Below are 15,290 nucleotides of genomic sequence, written 5' to 3' on the forward strand. Positions count from 1 at the left end.
CTGATCCAATCTCTCCGGCCAATCTCTTAGGCCATCTCTCGGGCCCAGTCAAATTCTGTCGTATCCTCACATCACGCAAACCATCGATACCCCGTTGAGGACCCCGACGAACCTGACCGCCCCTGAGCAACGAATGAGCGACCATACCCTCACCATCCCCAGCCCGGATCTCGACGCCTCACCCGCGCCACCACCCCTCCAACTCGTCACCGTCGATCACGTCATGAAGTCCTTCGGCGACAAGACCGCCCTCAAGGACATCTCCTTCGCCGTCCCCTCCGGCCAGATCTGCGGCCTCCTCGGCCCCAACGGCGCCGGCAAAACGACGCTCTTCCGCCTGCTCATGGGCATCCTCAAGCCGACCCGCGGCAGCATCCAGATCGCCGGCCTCGACGCCTTCGAAGACCGCGTCGCCGTCAAACGCCTCATCGGCTTCCTTCCCGACGAGCCCATCTTCTACTCCTACCTCTCCGGCCACGAGATCCTCTCGCTCAGCGCCGCCATGCACGGCCTCGACCCCAAAGAGACCCTCGCCCGACTCGACCCCATCATCGCCCGACTCCGTCTCGCCGACGACATCTACGCCTATGCCGAGGACTACTCCCGCGGCATGAAAAAAAAGCTTGGCCTCCTCCTCGCCATGCTCCATCAGCCCCGCCTCCTCGTCCTCGACGAACCCACCAACGGCCTCGACGTCGAATCCACCCACCTCTTCTACGACCTCATCTCCGAGACCGCCGCACAGGGGACCACCGTCCTCTTCTCCACGCACCTCATGGACCACGTCACCCGCCTCTGCTCCCACGCCGTCATCGTCAACGAGGGCACCGTTGTCGCCAAGGGCTCGATCACGGAACTCAGCGCCAGCTTCGGAGATGCCAGCCTCGAAGAGATCTTCCTCCAACTCACCGCCCGTCCGCCCCAAAGATAAGCCGGACATAAGATCCCGTCATGAACCCGGCCACAAATCCCGATTCGACTTCCCCGCCCAGCTTCTGGCGAACCGTCCGCATCCTCCTAGCCGCATCCCGCGCCCGCTCCAACGGCCGGCGTCGTCGCGCGCAGGAGCTTCTGCAGCGGCGCTCCGGAAACTCCACCAACTGGGGAAGCCTCGGTGCCTTCTTCGCTGTGTTGATCATGGTCGGCCTCAACGTCCTCGCTGCCTTCCTGGTTCACGAGGCATCTCAACCTCCGGCTCCTCCGCCGCCCGCCCCAATCTACCGCGACGCCAGAATTGCCGTCAGCCAGACGTTTCTGGACGCCGCGAATCGCGCTCTGAATGACAAGGCAAACTTCTACACCCCCGCCGAGAACGCAGTCCCGCAAGAGGCCTACTCCGCCGAATCCCAACGGATCTCTGAGATCACCGGCGGAGATCCGGATCAGATCGAGAGCACACTCCGCCAGGGCCTCCACGATCGCGGCCTCCAGGCCTTCATCGTGGACACCGCCCCTCCACCACCGGCCCCTGAAGTCATCCCCACGGCCCCGCAACTCCTCGCCCCCATGCTCGGCTCCCTCCTGCTCCTGCTCTGGGCCGTCATGCTCATCTTCCAGGGCGAGGGCCTCGAGGTCGACCTCCAGCGCCGCCGACACCCCATGTGGGAGTGGCTCTTCTCGCACCCCGTCCCTCCCGGCGCAATCTTCCTCGCCGAGATCCTCTCGCCCCTCGCCGCCAACCCCATCTACTGGGGAGCGCCCCTCTTCGTCGGCTTCACCTACGGCTTCATCTACGGCCCCGACCTCGGCGCGCTCGCCACCGTCCTCATGGGCATCCCGATCGCCATCGCAACCGCCTGCATAGGCAAAGCCGTGGAGATAGCCGTCATGCTCCGCGTCTCACCGCGCTCTCGTGGAGCAGTCATCGGCCTCATGGGATGGTTCGGATTCACCTCCATGATGATCTTCTTCTTCGGCCTCTCCGGCCTTCCGAAGCTCATCGCCGCCGCCCCGGCATTCCTCCTGCGCTTCACCGCACTCCCATGGCCCTACCTCCGCTGGTTCCTCGGAGGAAGCGCCCACGGCACCTACTCGTTCTCCCTAGGACTCCTCGTCTGCTGGGCCCTCGCCGCCGGCACCACCGCCGCCGCCGTCGCCTTCAGCGTCTGGGGAGCGCAGCAGGGCCTCGCCGGAAACTTCGCCTCCGACTCCCGCCCCTCAGCCGCCGGAAGCTCCGCCTTCCGCTCCGGCACCAGGCCTCTTTACCGCAAGGAACTCCTCTGGTTCACCCGCGACCGCAGCGCCATCGTCCAGACCATCCTCGTCCCTGTCACCCTCGCCGGATTCCAGGCCTTCAACCTCCGCTTCCTCGTCAGCCACGCTCAGGAGTCCTGGAACTACCTCGCCGGAGCGGCCATCCTCTTCGGCACCTACTTCCTCTGGGTGCTCGGCCCCAAGTCCCTCACCTCCGAAGGCAACGCCCTCTGGATCGCCATGTCCTGGCCCCAGGGCCTCGAAGCTCTGCTCAAGGCCAAGGCGTGGCTCTGGTCGCTCATCTCCTCCGTCCTCGTCGCTCTCATCCTCTGTTACGCGGTCTTCCTCTTCCCATCGGCCTTCTGGAAGATCGCGCTCGTCGGCATAGGGTGGTTCTTCTTCAGCCGCAGCATGGCGGAAAAATCAGTCACCCTCGTCACCGTGACCTCTGACTCCGGCGAGGTCCAAAAGATCCCCAGCGGACGCCGCTGGGCAGTGCAACTGGGAATGCTCACCTTCTCCATCGGCATCGTCACCCAGCAGTGGCACATCGCCGTCATGGGAATCGTCTACTCCTGGATCACCGCCGCCGCCATCTGGCAGAACTTCCGCGCCCGCCTGCCCTTCCTCTACGATCCCTGGTCGGAAGAGCTGCCCCCGCCGCCAACGCTCATGCACGCCATGATCGCCATCAGCATCCTCGTCGAGAGCGGTGCTGTCGTCGCCGGCATCCTCCTCGGCATCTTCGGTCGCGACAACATAGCCATCGCCCAGGCCATGGGCTACTGCGTCTGCTCCGTCGCAGTCACCCTTGGAGCCATCTCTTTTCTTGGCAACCGCAGCGTCTCCCTCCATGAAGTCATAAACTGGCCACCCAGCCAGTCCCCGTCGAGCAACTCCAAACCCACATTACCCCCCACGCCATCCTGGTGGCGCACCCTCCTCTCCACCAACACCGCTCTCGTCCCGGCCCTGCTCGCCGGAGTCGCCGGCGGCCTGCTCCTCGGCCTCTTCGCCCACGGCTACATTGCCATCCTCCACCACATCCCCGCCACCGCCGAGATCCTCCGCAAGTCCGAAGAGCAGGCGGCCAGGATCTTCGGCCTCAAGCAGTCCTACTTCGTCATGGCCGTCTTCTTCGCCCCATTCGCCGAGGAGTACCTCTTCCGCGGTCTCCTCTTCCGCGCCCTTGATCGTGAATGGGGCCGCGAGTGGGGAGGCTGGCGCGCCGTCCTCGGCAGCGCCGCCTTCTTCGCCATCTACCACGGCCCGCTCTCCTGGCTTCCCGTCGGTCTGCTCGGCGTCGCCAACGCCCTCCTCTTCAAGAAGACCGGACGCCTCGCTCCCGCAATCCTCCTCCACATGGTCTACAACGCCGTCGTCCTCTCCTAGTCGGTCGACACCAGTAGAATCGACACTACCCCCAGGAGAACGAATGAAATTCCTCGCAAGGCTCGCGGCAATTGGCATCATCCTCTTCATAGCCCTGCAGACAATCCGCCCCACCATCCCCGCCGCACCCGCGACCGCCGAAATTCAAGCGCCCCCCGAGATCAAACACATCCTCGAAAAGGACTGCTACGCCTGCCACTCCAATGAGCGCCGCCTCGCATGGTTCGACCAGATCGTCCCCGGCTACTGGCTCGTCCGCCACGACATCCTCACCGCCCGCGAGCACCTCAACTTCTCCACCATCGGCACCAAGCCCGCCGCCGCCCAGCGCGCCACGCTCTTCGAAGCCGTGAACATGATCCAGCTGGGAGCCATGCCGCTCCCCCAGTTCACCGCGCTCCACCCCGACGCCAAAGTCACCCCCGAAGACCTGGCCACCCTCAAGGCCTATCTAGCGCCCTGGGGAACTCTGCCCACACCGCCAGCCGCACCTTCAGCACCAACTCCCACGTCCGCCGCTCCCACGTCCGCCGCTCCCACCTCCCTCTCCGAAGTCCCACCCGAGTTCAACGGCCTGGCCTTCGATCCCAGCTTCGAAAACTGGAAGGTCATCGCCACCACCGACCGCGGCGACAACAACACCTTCCGCTTCATCCTCGGCAACGACGTCGCCTTCAAAGCCGCCCAGTCCGGCGCTATCACCCCCTGGCCCGACGGCGCCCGCTTCGCCAAGATCGCCTGGCAACAGCAGCTCGGTGCCGACGGCCTCATCCATCCCGGTAAATTCATACAGGTTGAGCTCATGGTCAAAGACGCCGCAAAGTATAAGAGCATCGAAGGCTGGGGCTGGGGACGCTGGCGCGGCCTCGACCTCAAGCCCTACGGCAAAGACGCCAAGTTCGTCACCGAATGCACCACCTGCCATCTACCCGTCAAAGGTGACGACTACGTCTACACCTTGCCCATCACTACAGCCAAGGTCGATCGTCAGGAAGCCGTCAACAACCACGCCGCCGCCCTGCCCGCCAGCCTCCCCTATCAACCTCTAGGCTGGACTCCCATCACCATGTACGTCGATCCCAGGACCCACACCACCGCGACCCTCTTCGGCAACGAAGCCGCCGCCCGCTCCATCAACTCCCGCTCCGCCTCTCCCCCCGCTGCGACCTACCAACCCGGCTCAGTCCTAGCCCTGGTCACCTGGGTCCAGCGCGAAGACCCCCACTGGTTCGGCGCCCGCATCCCCGACGCCCCCCAATCAGTCGAGTTCGTCACCCTCGCCGCCCCCGGCCAGACCGCCTACCGTCACTTCGCCGGCACCCAGCTCACCGAAGCCCAACCCAATAACCCCGAGACCACCCAACGCATCGCCACCATACTGGGCTTACCACCCGCAAGCCTCCCGTGAGTCGCCCCGTTAAACCGTCATCTCGACCGACCAACGGGAGTGGAGAGACCACCGCATTGATCGTCTCGTGCGGCAGAAAAAAATCGGGTGCCCCACCCATGGCAAGCACTTGGCCATGGGTGGGACCGAACTTACTTCTTCTCCTTCTGCATCGCCTCCATCTTCCTCTGCACCTCGTCCAGCAACTTCTGCGCCGCCTCCAGCTTCGCCTTCAACTCGCCCGAATCCATCTCTTTCCGCAGCTTCGCCATGGCCGCAGCGTTACCCTTCATTCCCTCGGCGATCTCCGCATTGATCTTTGCCTCATCGATCAACTTGATCTGCGAATCGGCCAGCCCCTCCACCTGCAGCCTGTCCAACGCATCCTTCGCCGACTGCATCTGCAGCTCCAGGTTCAGGTTCGACAGGTTGATATCTGGCGGATTGATCCTTAACTCCGCAATCTGCTTCTGCGCGTCGAGCATGCCCTTCCGCTGCAACTCCGCAAACTGCTTCTTCATCGCCGGATCGTTCATCAGCCGCTGCGCCTTCTCGATCTGCACCTTATCGATCTGTAGCTTCTTCAGGTCCAGCTTCACCTCCGGCCAATCCAGCTTCACCTCCGGCCAGTCCAGCCGAATCACTGCCGGATCTGCCCCCGCATGGATGTCGTCAAGCTTCTCCTCCACCGCCTGCTGCTCTTCTTCACTCGGCTCGGTCGCCTCGTGATTCACCATCGCGAACGCCTCGCCATCGTGGGTCTTCCACCGATGGACATACTCGCCCGGCTCTGCTGTCACGGTCGCATGTTTACCCCGCGCAATCGCCACCGGGGCAGAAGGATGCCCTTGCACCTCAGTCGCCGCAACCGTGTCCCCTTCAACCACCAACGCCGAAGGCTTCACCGGCTGCACCTGAACCACACCCGCAGCCGCCTTATTGCTAGCAGCAGCGGTCACAGCAGCCGAACTCTGCCCCACTGCCTCAGCACCAAACGCCGGCTTTACATGGAACGTAGCCGCGACTCCCACCACCGTAGCCAACGCCAATCCACCGCAGACCACTCGCATTGCCTTCGAACGTCCTGTCATCATCTCCCCACCTGCCGTCAGCCGCATCACTCTCTCCTCCAGCGTGTTCCTGTCGAAAAACCCAACCGCCTGCGTCCGCTCAAAAGCCACCGGCCGCTCCATGATTCGCCGCGTCACCGAAACCAGGCACCGCGCATACCCTTCGCCCGACTCCATCTCTTCCGCCGCCATCTCATCGCAAACCATCTCCCGCGTCTGCTGAATCCTCTGCTCCACCGCGTTTGCCACCGGATGCCAGCTCACCGGAAGCATCACCGCCTCGCACAGCAAGTTCACCAGGTAGTCCCTCCGCTTCACATGCGCCAGCTCGTGAGCGATCGCCGCCCGTAACTCATCTTCGCCGTACTCCCCCGCTCCTTCAGGCAACAGCAGCACCGGCCGCAAAGCCCCCACCACCATCGGTCCAGCGATCCGGTGCGACTCACGAATCTCCGGAACCTCCACCCCCATCCGGTAGGCCACCTCTTGCAAGCTCCGCATCGCCTCGTCGCCCAGCGACATCTCCTGCCCATCCCTCACCAGCAGCCGAGCCCGTCTCCACGCCCCAAACAATCGCAGCCCCGCAAACAACATCGCCAGCACGTAGACGCCCACAAACCAGTGCGTCCCACGAGCGCTCATCTGCAGCCGAAATCCTCTCCACCCCGACCACGCTCCAGACCCCAGCTCAGATCGCAGTGTTGCGATGCGCTCCCGCAACGTTACGGGCCTTTCCTCTCCTCGCAGAAAGCTTCCATCCGCCCACATCAAGGCATACGTTGAACCCGCGCCACGTTGCACCTCTACGATTGCGGTTCGTCTTTCATTCCCGCCTCGCCGTTCAACCCCACGCATCGGCAGCACCACCGCCATCGCCAGCACCGCCACCCAAAGCCAGTACTCCGTCCGCAGAGCCGGCCTTGCCAGCTTCACCATCGCCCAAGCCCCGCCCGCCAGCAGCGGCACCTGCCACGCACAGTTCGCCACATACTCGACCACCGCCTGCTCCGTCATCGCGCCTCCTTCAGATCACTGTCCTTGGCCCCATCCCGCTCCATCTCTGCCAGCCGCTTCGCCACCCGCTCCAGCTCCTCTGCAGAGATCTGCCTCGTATCCACCATCGCCATCAGCAGCGCCTCGCTCGAGCCTCCGAACATCCGCTTCACCAGGTCATTCAACGCCCCGCCAAACGCCCGCTCCCGGCTCACCACCGCCCGATACCGATACGCCCGCCCCTCCTGTACGCGCTTCACCTTCGTCTTCTTTAGCAGCACATTCAACATCGTCTGCACCGTGGTATACGCCAGATCACCCTTCAGCTTCGGCTGCACATCCGACACCGTACACGGCCCCAGCTCCCACAACACCTGCATGATCTCCAGCTCCAGCGGAGTCAAAGTCTGGTTCCCCTTGCCCTTATTCAACGTCATCGACAACGACCTCCTAATCCTTTCGTAGATAAGACGCCCGCCCCTTCATTTTGTCAACTAAGTTTTTAGTAGATAGTAGGAAAGTTTCTCTAACGATTCGTCCTCTCGGCGAGGGCAAAGTGGCACCCAAGAAATACGTCATCTCGACCGGAGCCGTGCAGCTTCACCGCGCGGCGCAGTGGAGAGACCCCCGCATTAGCCTTTGTCGTTGCCTGTCCTTCCTTGACCACCCCACACCCTGTGCCCCATTCATTCGCAGTCTCATCGCGAATGAGTGGGTCCGCCCCAACCGCCCAGCGAGACCTCTCCACCCCTTGGCAATAACGAAATTTACCCAACGTAGCCCCTTCCTCATGTACCCTCCTCCAATCCCGCTCCCGGAGAAATTTTGCATGCGGCAACTGCGTCCCTGGCTTCTCTGCCTCCTCGTCCTCTCTGCCCCACTCACCAGCAAAACCCCCGCCCAGTCTTCCGTCACGGTTGACGAAGCTCACCGCACCACCCTCCCCGGCTCCGTCCACCCGCTCGCCCAGGCTAAGTACGACCAAGGTCCCGTCGCCTCCGACCTCCCGCTGGACCGCCTCATCCTCACTCTCACTCGCCCCGCCTCCCGCGAGCGGGCCCTCCAGCAATTCCTCCGCGACGCCCACTCCCCCGGCTCCCCCAGCTTCCACCGGTGGCTCACTCCCAGCGAGTTCGGCGACCGCTTCGGCGCTCTCCCCGAAGACGCCGCCGTCGTCACCTCCTGGCTCGAGTCCCACGGCCTCACCGTCAATCACCTCGCCCTCAACGGCACCACCGTCGAGTTCTCCGGCACTGCCGCCCAGGTCGCCGAGGCCCTCCACACCCCCATCCACAACTTCGCCGTCACGAGCAAGGGCACCAGCAAAACCTTCTACGCCAACTCCCAGGCAATCTCTCTCCCCGCCGCCATCCTCTCCCGCGTAGCCGCCATTGCCCCCATCAACAACCTGATCCTCGATAGCTACGCCGCCCCGGTCGGTCCCGCCACCTGGTCACGCGAGACCCACCGCGCCACCCCCATCGCGTCTACCGAAAATCCCGACCAAACTCTTACCCATAACAACCAGCCCTTCTACGCCCTTGCGCCTGAAGACTTCGCCACCCAGTACAACCTCGCTCCCATCTACGCCGGCGGCACCACCGGCGCCGGCCAGACCATCGGCATCATCGGCACCAGCAACATCAACCTCGCCCTCGTCGATGCTTACCGCAAGCTCTTCAGCCTCCCCGCCGACCACACCCAGGTCATCGTCGACGGCACCGACCCCGGCGACCCGCTCTCCCCCGACATCGAAGCTTTCCTCGACGTCGAGGTCAGCGGTTCCGTGGCTCCCGCAGCTACCGTCAACCTCTACATCTCCGGCGGTCAGCCGCTGCTTAGCTCGCTCGCGCTCGCCGCCCTCCGTGCTGTGGAAGACAATCAGGCCTCCGTCCTCAGCGTCAGCTACGGAACATGTGAGCAACTCCTTGGCACAGCCAACCAGTTCTGGAACGGCATCTGGCAGCAGGCCGCCGCCCAGGGTCAGACCGTCTTCGTCTCCAGTGGCGACAGCGGCCCCACTACCTGTACCCTCGCCTCGGTCGGCTCCTCCGGCCAGTTCACTCCCACCAGCACCCTCTCCGTCAACGGCATCGCCTCCACGCCCTGGAACGTCGCCGTCGGTGGCACCGACTTCTACTACTCCGACTACGCCACCGGCGGCGCCAGCATCTCCACCCTCTGGAACGCCTCCAACGACACCTCAAAAGGCTCCCTCAAAGCTCCCCTGCCTGAGCAGCCATGGGACAACGCCCTCGGCCTCAACGTCGTCCCCTTCAACTACTCAGCCTTTACAATTCCTTCGGCCTCCGGCGGAGGCGGCGTCAGTAACTGCACCGCCACCAGCAGCTCCTCCACATCAACATCCAACACCTGCCTCTCCGGCTATCCCAAGCCCGCCTGGCAGTCCGCCACCGGTGTCCCCGCCGATCAGGCCCGCGACCTCCCTGACGTCTCCCTCTTCGCCGCCAACGCCGCCAACTTCAGCGCCTGGCCCATCTGCGCCGACCCCGGCGACTGCACCCCTAACTCCAGCGGCAACTATCACGTCTTCCTCGTCGGCGGAACCTCTGCTTCGTCGCCCGCCATGGCTGGCGTTATGGCCCTCATCGACCAGAAATACGGTCGCCAAGGCCAGGCTAACTTCACCCTCTACGCCCTCGCCCGCAAAGATCCCACCCTCTTTCACGACATCACTGTCGGCACCAACGACGTTCTCTGCTCCATCAACTCGGGCCCCCTCTGCGCCACTCCGATTCCAGCCGCTCCATTGATCGCCATCGACTCCTTCGGCGTCTACGCCGCAGGCCCCGGATACGACCTCGCCACCGGCCTCGGCTCCATCGACGCCGGAAAGCTCTTCGCCAGTTGGAACTCCGCTCCCGCCGCTGCGACCTCCACCAGCCTCCAGGTCTCCCCAACCACCTTCGTTCACGGCGCATCCGCCTCGGTCACCACCACCGTCACGCCAACCTCCGGCTCCGCCACTCCCACCGGCAACACCGTCCTCACCTCGTCCACCGCCGCCATCCGCAACACTCCGGGCACCATCCCACTGGTCAACGGCACCGCGACCACCGCCCTGACCACGCTTCCCGGCGGCACTTACAGCCTCACCGCCGAGTACAGCGGCGATGCCACCTTCGCCTCCAGCACCTCCACTCCCGTCACCCTCACCGTCACCCCCGAAGCCAGCTCCACTGCCATCAACCTCTTCACCAACCCCGCAGCCTTCCCCTCCAACCCCGTCGCGCTGCCCTCCGAACCCTACGGCAGCCAGTTCTTCTTTGAGGCAATCCCCACCAGCATCTCCTCCACCCCCACGTTCGCTCTGCCTGCCTCCAGCGTCGCTACGGGAACCGTCACCTTCACCGACTCCAGCACCTCCGCCACCGCGACCATCCCCCTCAACGCCAACGGCACCGCCACCTGGACTCCCCAGAACCTCGCCCTCGGCGCGCACTCCATCGCCGCCGCCTACTCCGGTGACCCCAGCTTCACCGCCTCCACCTCATCCGCCTTCGCTATCACCGTCGTCAAGGGAACCGCCGCCTTCGGCGTGGTTCCCGAATCCATCCTACAAATCTCCACGACCAACGGCCTCGATTACGCCGCCGGCTCCGGCCTCGTCGTCCACGTCCTGCTCCGTGGCGCTACCTTCTCCGCCCCGCCCAGCGGCACCGTCACCGTCAACCTCGGCTCCTCCAGCCAGACCGCCACCCTCACTCCGGGCGAGTACCAGACCTCGAACGTTGCCACCGCCTTTATCACCTTCCCCGCCGTCCCCGCCGGAACCTACACCCTCTCCGCCACCTACGCGGGAGACACCAACTGGAACGCCGTCTCGTACACCTACCCCGCCCCGCTCACCTTTGCCGCCACCTCTGCTAGCTCTACCACCACGTCGCTCGCCCTGACGCCCGCCTCAGTCGATAGCTCCGGCAGCATCGCCGTCACCGCCACTGTGGTCGACGCCGTCCCCCAGACCTCCTCTCCGAGCGGCAGGGTCAACATCTTCGCCAGCGGCACTCTCCTCGGAAGCATCGCCGTAGTCCCCACTTCGACCTATTCCACCACCGGCATCCTCTCCGGCACCGGCACCATCCCCGCCACCGACTTCCCCATCGGCGCCCTGCAGGTCGTCGGCGTCTACCTCGGCAGCTTCAACGACCAACCCTCCACCAGCGCCGCCGTTCCCCTCACCGTCACCGCCTCGGACTTCACCCTCTCCGTCGCCGCCTCCGCGCTCTCCGTCAAGACCGGCCAGACGGTCACCCTTCCCGTCGCCCTCTCGAGCCCGTATACCATCGCCGTCCCCATCACCCTCGCCTGCGCCTCACCCTCCTCCGCAATCACCTGCTCCATCTCTCCCGGCTCCTCCACCATCACCGGCACCGGTACCGCGACCCTCACCCTCAACGCCTTCATCACGACCACCACCGGCTCACTCCTCACCCCCACAAACCCAGCCTCCCATCCAGGCACCAGCGGCCCGATCGCTCTATCCTTGGCGATCGCTTGCCTCATCTTCCTTCCACGAACCCGCAAGCGCCTCAGCGGAATCCTCTTCAGCCTGCTCCTGCTAGCTGTCGCCTCGACGATAGTCGCCTGCGGAGGCTCCTCAGGCGGTAATCCGATCACCCCACCCCCACCCACGACAACCACCACCAACGCCCCAGCCGGCGCCTACACCGTGGTCGTCACCGCAACCTCCGAAGGCATCACCCACAACACCGCCGTCGTCTTCAACATTCAGTGACGCCCGATCCTTTCTCGTTTGCCATGGAATCGGTTCGTCTGTTCTTTTGTTCGTCTGTTCTTTTGTTTGTCATTCCCGAAGGGAATCTGCTTTGGCCGTTGCTGTTGTCTGTTCTCCCCGTTTGTCACTCCCGAAGGGAATCTGCGTTAGCCCGTCCTAATCTGGCATGTCCGCCATTCTCAGCGCAGCGAAGAATCCCCGCATCGGTCTTTGCCGTTGCTTGTTCCTCCTTCTCCAGCCACCGCTCTGTGCCCCATTCATCGCGCCTTTGTCTCACGCGATGAGTGGGACGGCCAAAACCGCCAACCGGATCCTACCCCGCCATCACCAAGGCCGCCTTCGCCAGGTCGGCCTTGAACATCTCCATCATCTGCGAACGCGACGCATCATCTCGCGCCCGCAGAATCGCCGAAGGATGTAGCGTTGCCATCACCCGCTCCGCATACGGTGTGCTCAGCACCTCGCCATGCTGCTTCATCAAACCAAACGTCCCGCCCAGCAGCGACTTCGCCGCCGACGCGCCCAGGCACACGATCAGCTTCGGCCGCACCGCATCAATCTCCGCCAGCAGCCAAGGCTTGCACGCCGTAATCTCCGAGAGCCGCGGATTCTCATGCAGCCGCAGCTTGCCCTTCTGCACAAACTTGAAGTGCTTCACCGCGTTCGTCACATACAGCTCCGACCGGTCGATTCCAAGCTCCTCCAGCGTCTGGTCCAGCAGCCGCCCCGCCGGCCCCACGAACGGCAGCCCCTTGATATCCTCCTGATCGCCCGGCTGTTCGCCCACCACCATCATCTTCGCGTGAGCCGGCCCAACACCACCAACCGCCTGCGTCGCATGCTTGTAGAGCTCGCACCCCTCGCACGCCGGCAGCGCCGCTCCAATCGCCGTCACGGTATGCTCAGCCGGCACAAACGGTGCCGCTGAAGTCTTCTCCTGTTGTTTCGCCACCATCCCCTCCACTCGCTTCTGCGATTGCGTAACCAGCGTCGGCAGCAGCGTCATCTCCGGCAGATTCTTCCAGTACCGTACCGGCATCTCCGACCGCATCGCCCGCGGATTCAATCGCGCCGGGTTATAGATGCTCGAGTAGTAGCTCCGCCAGAGCGTCTCCAGCTCGTCTTCATCCGGGGCCGACTCCCTCGGCACTCCCGCCGACCACAGCAGCTCTTTCGTCACCGGGTCCCACGACACGCTCGCATCCGGCGTCAAAATGCTCCATCGCATAATCGCAAATCGCTCCGCAAAGAATGGAGCCGCCAAAGGCAATATCCGGTGGTCCGGCTGATACCACGCCACGAAGTGCTCACAATCATCCGCCGCGAGCTGCGCCTCCGGAACCTCCGGCTCACACTGCTCAATTTCGCTCTTCGCCACGCCGAACGGTGTCGGCGTAACCAGCACCAGAGCACGCATCTCCCCATCGTCATCCGCCGCTCCACTGGCTGGCACCAGCACCTCTGGCCGATGCTCCGTCAGCATCACCTCACCCGGTCGCATCACCTTCCGAAACCGCACGAACGCATGCATCTTGTGCAGATCGCGCCTCACCTGCGAGGCCAACCGGTTCATCTCCGCCACATCCGAGTCCGTCTCGATCTTCAGCAGATTCCGATTGCCCTGCATCCGGTACAGCACCCGATACAGCAAATTCCACCGCCCAGCATTGCGATGAACCGCCACCATCGCAGCATCGTCAAGAAAGCTCTTCGACACATAGGGCTGAGTAGTCGCCACCCCCGTAGGCCCCGCCTCTAGCTCAAACGAAAGCGCCAGCGTACTGGCGACCGCGGCATCCTGAAGATCGATCTCCTCAGGCGCATAACCCTCACGCAGCGCATCTCGCGCCGCCTCACGCCAAGCCTCGAAATCAGGTTGAATCAGAACACGCTTCATCACACTCCCCAGTTACGATGCAACTCACGAGAGAGCAACTCATCACCCCGAGCTAACAATTCCGCATCTGCGCCGCCATCGCCGGGTGCCCCATCTTCGCGACAGCTTTATCGTCGCTAAGGTGGGCATTCGTCCGAAGCACGAACCGCTCTGCTCACCATCCCAAAACCGCGTCATCCTGAGCGAAGGCGCGGGCAGCTTCATCGCGCGCGCCGCAGTCGAAGGACCCCGACGAACCTCATAGCACCACAACCCTACGAACCTTTCTCCCCATAAGCCTTACTACGTTCGAAAACCTACCCTACAACGACCCCGTAAGCGCACTCACCGGAGCAAACAAATCCATCTGCGCCGCCACCGGCTCAGCCGCCTTCAAAATATGCGTGGAAGGCAAGTAATCCGACGTCACCAGATAAGGCAGTCCCTGCTTCACCCTTACATGCAGCTTCTTCAAATCCTCCAGCACCAACCGGTGATACCTACGAATCGAGAGAATCCGCTCCACGTTCTTGTACCCAATCCCCGGCACCCGCAGCAGCGCCTCCTTCGGGGCGGCATTCACGTCCACCGGAAAGAACTCAGGATGCGCCTTCGCCCAGCTCATCTTCGGATCCTCCGTCAGCGACAGCGATGGATTCGCCTCCGACGTAAGTTCGCTCGCTTCGAACCCATAGAACCGCATCAGCCAGTCCGACTGATACAGCCGATGCTCGCGCACCAGCGGCGTAGCCTTCAGCGGCAGCCGCACATCAGCCTCCGGAAACGGCGAGAATCCCGTGTAATACACCCGCCGTAGCTTGTACTGCCCATAAAGATGCGTCGCCGTCGAAAGGATCGCGCGGTCACTCGCCGCAGTCGCTCCCACCACCATCTGCGTAGACTGCCCCGCCGCCGCAAACTTCGCCGGCTTCTTACTCGCCGCCAGCCGCGAAGCCTTACGCTCTTCCTCAGACTCCACCGTCTTCGCGTGGATCTGCCCCATCGTCGCCTCGATCACCGACGTCTTCTTCTCCGGCGCAAGCTGCACCAGGTCCCTCTGAGTCGGCAGTTCAATATTGGCCGACAGCCGATCCGCAAACACCCCCGCTCGCGCAATCAACGCTTCGCTGCACCCCGCAATCGTCTTCAGATGGATATAACCGCCAAAGCTGTGCACCTCCCTCAACTTCCGCGCCACCTCGATCATCTGCTCCATCGTGTAATCAGCCGACTGCACGATCCCCGACGAAAGAAACAGTCCCTCAATGTAATTGCGCTTATAAAAATCCAGCGTGAGCCCCACAACCTCGTCCACCGAAAACCGCGCCCGCCGAATATCCGACGAAACTCGGTTCACGCAGAACACGCAGTCATACGTGCAATAGTTGGTAAGCAGTATCTTCAGTAGAGAGACGCAGCGCCCGTCCGGCGTATAAGAGTGGCAGATCCCCATGCCATCCGTATGGCCCACACCCTTTCCGTTCCCCGCCCGCTTCGAGCCGGAAGACGCGCAGGAAGCGTCATACTTCGCAGCATCGGCCAGAATCTCGAGCTTCTGCTGTACATTCATTGCCACAGGCCCACGCGCTCCGCTCTCATTTTAGCGAATAAAAGACGAAG

Annotated in this window: 8 protein-coding genes; 4 read left to right on the plus strand and 4 right to left on the minus strand. The window is 63.4% G+C overall.

The features are described 5' to 3' along the window. Window positions 1-133 precede the first annotated feature (133 nt). Genes HDF16_RS09965 through HDF16_RS31225 form a run of 3 tightly spaced genes read left to right on the plus strand, consistent with a single transcriptional unit; the run spans window position 134 to window position 4,993 of the window. Window positions 134-931 carry an ABC transporter ATP-binding protein gene (locus HDF16_RS09965; protein WP_184215994.1) on the plus strand — a complete coding sequence of 266 codons (798 nt, stop codon included), beginning with the start codon at window positions 134-136 and terminating at the stop codon, window positions 929-931. 20 nt (window positions 932-951) lie between these two features. Next, complete coding sequence (locus tag HDF16_RS09970) at window positions 952-3,585, plus strand: CPBP family glutamic-type intramembrane protease (RefSeq protein WP_184215996.1); 2,634 nt, start codon at window positions 952-954, stop codon at window positions 3,583-3,585. A 43-nt stretch (window positions 3,586-3,628) separates the two neighbouring features. Further along, window positions 3,629-4,993 carry a cytochrome P460 family protein gene (locus HDF16_RS31225; RefSeq protein WP_281383430.1) on the plus strand — a complete coding sequence of 455 codons (1,365 nt, stop codon included), beginning with the start codon at window positions 3,629-3,631 and terminating at the stop codon, window positions 4,991-4,993. A gap of 131 nt (window positions 4,994-5,124) precedes the next feature. Here the strand turns inward: HDF16_RS31225 and HDF16_RS09980 are convergent, their stop codons facing one another. Then, window positions 5,125-7,056, minus strand: a complete 1,932-nt coding sequence (locus HDF16_RS09980; RefSeq protein WP_184215997.1) for a M56 family metallopeptidase — start codon at window positions 7,054-7,056, stop codon at window positions 5,125-5,127. Beyond that, entirely contained in the window at window positions 7,053-7,472 is a 420-nt protein-coding gene (locus tag HDF16_RS09985; RefSeq protein WP_184215999.1) for a BlaI/MecI/CopY family transcriptional regulator, read from the minus strand. The genes HDF16_RS09980 and HDF16_RS09985 overlap by 4 nt, the downstream gene beginning before the upstream one ends. Before the next feature lie 392 nt (window positions 7,473-7,864). On the opposite strand from HDF16_RS09985, the gene HDF16_RS31230 reads away from it, so the two are divergent. Further along, a complete protein-coding gene (locus HDF16_RS31230; RefSeq protein ID WP_184216001.1) occupies window positions 7,865-11,794 on the plus strand; it encodes an Ig-like domain repeat protein in 3,930 nt (1,309 codons plus the stop codon). Window positions 11,795-12,107: 313 nt separating this feature from the next. Here HDF16_RS31230 and HDF16_RS09995 read toward each other — a convergent pair whose 3' ends face one another. Continuing rightward, on the minus strand, window positions 12,108-13,691 hold the full coding sequence (locus HDF16_RS09995) for a UdgX family uracil-DNA binding protein (protein ID WP_184216003.1): 1,584 nt from the start codon (window positions 13,689-13,691) through the stop codon (window positions 12,108-12,110). A gap of 301 nt (window positions 13,692-13,992) precedes the next feature. Further along, window positions 13,993-15,240, minus strand: a complete 1,248-nt coding sequence (locus HDF16_RS10000; protein ID WP_184216305.1) for a putative DNA modification/repair radical SAM protein — start codon at window positions 15,238-15,240, stop codon at window positions 13,993-13,995. Window positions 15,241-15,290 lie beyond the last annotated feature (50 nt).

Origin of the sequence: Granulicella aggregans (assembly GCF_014203275.1) — a bacterium.
In the GTDB taxonomy this organism is placed as follows: domain Bacteria; phylum Acidobacteriota; class Terriglobia; order Terriglobales; family Acidobacteriaceae; genus Edaphobacter.

Excerpts from the sequence above, each read along its gene's own strand:
- HDF16_RS09965 (WP_184215994.1), top strand. The coding sequence starts at position 134 with ATGAGCGACCATACCCTCACCATCCCCAGCCCGGATCTCGACGCCTCA.
- HDF16_RS09970 (WP_184215996.1), top strand. The coding sequence starts at position 952 with ATGAACCCGGCCACAAATCCCGATTCGACTTCCCCGCCCAGCTTCTGG.
- HDF16_RS31225 (WP_281383430.1), top strand. The coding sequence starts at position 3,629 with ATGAAATTCCTCGCAAGGCTCGCGGCAATTGGCATCATCCTCTTCATA.
- HDF16_RS09980 (WP_184215997.1), bottom strand. The coding sequence starts at position 7,056 with ATGACGGAGCAGGCGGTGGTCGAGTATGTGGCGAACTGTGCGTGGCAG.
- HDF16_RS09985 (WP_184215999.1), bottom strand. The coding sequence starts at position 7,472 with ATGACGTTGAATAAGGGCAAGGGGAACCAGACTTTGACTCCGCTGGAG.
- HDF16_RS31230 (WP_184216001.1), top strand. The coding sequence starts at position 7,865 with ATGCGGCAACTGCGTCCCTGGCTTCTCTGCCTCCTCGTCCTCTCTGCC.
- HDF16_RS09995 (WP_184216003.1), bottom strand. The coding sequence starts at position 13,691 with ATGAAGCGTGTTCTGATTCAACCTGATTTCGAGGCTTGGCGTGAGGCG.
- HDF16_RS10000 (WP_184216305.1), bottom strand. The coding sequence starts at position 15,240 with ATGAATGTACAGCAGAAGCTCGAGATTCTGGCCGATGCTGCGAAGTAT.